4 protein-coding genes are annotated in these 1,847 nt (G+C 62.3%); all 4 read left to right on the top strand.

Annotated features, from left to right (window positions below):
* On the top strand, window positions 1–327 hold a 327-nt coding region (locus Q0L57_RS13985), incomplete at its 5' end, for a DapH/DapD/GlmU-related protein (protein ID WP_296743538.1).
* 72 nt (window positions 328–399) lie between these two features.
* Window positions 400–762, top strand: a complete 363-nt coding sequence (locus Q0L57_RS13980) for a DUF805 domain-containing protein (protein WP_296743537.1) — start codon at window positions 400–402, stop codon at window positions 760–762.
* Window positions 755–1,132, top strand: a complete 378-nt coding sequence (locus tag Q0L57_RS13975; RefSeq protein WP_296743535.1) for a DUF805 domain-containing protein — start codon at window positions 755–757, stop codon at window positions 1,130–1,132. The genes Q0L57_RS13980 and Q0L57_RS13975 overlap by 8 nt, the downstream gene beginning before the upstream one ends.
* Window positions 1,133–1,147: 15 nt before the next feature.
* Window positions 1,148–1,847: hypothetical protein (locus Q0L57_RS13970; protein WP_296743534.1), on the top strand; the 700-nt coding region annotated here is incomplete at its 3' end.

Here is a 1,847-nt window from a genome sequence, read left to right as displayed (position 1 = left end):
CCGATGCAGGCCGGCCCGACCATCATCGAGGACAATTGCTTCATCGGCGCGCGCTCCGAGGTGGTCGAAGGCTGCATCGTGCGCGAAGGCTCGGTGCTCGGCATGGGCGTGTTCATCGGCCAGTCGACCAAGATCGTCGACCGGGCCACGGGCGAGGTTTTCTACGGCGAGGTGCCGGCCAATTCGGTCGTCGTCGCCGGGTCGATGCCGGGCAAGCCGTTTCCAAACAACGAGCCGGGCCCCGGCCTCTACTGCGCCGTCATCGTCAAGCGCGTCGACGCCAAGACCCGGTCCAAGACCTCGATCAACGAATTGCTGCGCGATTGATCTTTTCCGGAAACGGACGCACCTTCCGCCAGCGCGACATTCCGTCGCGCTGGTTCAACACGGAGGGGCGTTATGGACTGGAAATATCTGCTGACGAGTTTCGACGGTCGCATCAACCGCGCCAAGTTCTGGGCCGGCATCGGCGTGTTCATCGTCATCGCCATCATTGCCTTTATTCTCGACTCGATCCTCGGCACACGTTTCACCACCGCCAGCGGCGCGCAGGTCGGCGTCATCGGCATCCTGGTCGCGCTGGCATCGATCTATTTCGCCATTGCTCTCTATGCCAAACGCTGGCACGACCGTAACAAGTCGGGCTGGTGGACGCTGATCGGCCTCGTACCCTTCATCGGCGGCATCTGGCTGCTGGTCGAACTCGGCATCCTCGAAGGCACCAGAGGCGCCAATCAATACGGACCGGACCCGCTTGCCTGAACAATCAGACCTCATCTGGCTCTTTTTCAAAAACTCGGGCCGCGTCAACCGCGCGGCCTATTTTCTTGGCGTGATGCTGGTGACCATCGTCCAGGCATTTCCGATCTATCATTTCGAGCGAATGCCCGACGGCAGCCCCGAAAGCCAGGTGTGGTGGGTCATCTCGGCCGTTGTCTTCATCGGCTCGCTCTGGCCATTTTTCGCGCTTGCGGTGAAGCGGCTGCACGATCTCGACCGGCCTGGCATCGTTTCGCTGGTCCTGTTCGTGCCGGTCTTGTCGATCCTCGCCTTTCTCGTGTTTTGCCTTTACCCGGGACAGCCGGGACCGAACCGCTACGGCAAGCGCACCAACGCGCCGGCCGAACCCTGAGAGCCAGGTCTCGCGATGCGCTACCGCACGCTCGATCCGACGCTGATCATCGATACCGCCGAAAGGCTGGAAAGCCGCATCGCCGAGCGTTTCCCCGAGGCCGGCCTGCGTGGCGTTGCCGGGGAACTCGTGTCGCTGTCACGCGACCTGGCGCAGGCGGCCAGGGATTTGGAAGCGCCGATCTGGTGGCTGCGCGGCGTAATCATCGCGGCCTTCATCGCCGGCGTGGCGGTGTTCCTGTTCGTCGGCACCATCCTGCCGCTCGATCGCATTTCGGGCGCTGACGATGCCGTGCAGTCCATGCAAGGCATCGAGGCGACGATCAACACCGTGATCCTTGCCGTGCTTGGGCTTTTGGCGTTGGTCCGCACCGAGGAACGCATCAAGCGCAAGAAGGTCTTCCGACAGCTCCATGGACTGCGCTCGCTGATCCATGTCATCGACATGCACCAGCTGACCAAGGACCCGGCGACGCTCTCGGCCAGTTTCAAGCCGACCTCACACTCGCCCTCCCGCATCACCAATGCCGCGGACCTTGCACGCTATCTCGACTATTGCTCGGAAATGCTGTCGATCACCGGCAAGATCGCCGCCCTGTTCGCGCAGTCGGTCAATGACGACGTCGTCATCGACGGCGTCAACGACATCGAGAACCTGAGCTCGAACCTGTCGCGCAAGATCTGGCAGAAGATCACGCTGATCGAGGACCGCCGCT

It is taken from the genome of Mesorhizobium sp. (genome assembly GCF_024509055.1).
Taxonomy (GTDB): Bacteria; Pseudomonadota; Alphaproteobacteria; order Rhizobiales; family Rhizobiaceae; genus Mesorhizobium.
Note: the sequence above shows the minus strand (reverse complement) of the source record. Positions and strands in the feature narration are given on the sequence as shown.

What these genes read in the sequence shown, in the direction of transcription:
- Q0L57_RS13980 (WP_296743537.1), top strand. Translation starts at nt 400, where the DNA reads ATGGACTGGAAATATCTGCTGACGAGTTTCGACGGTCGCATCAACCGC.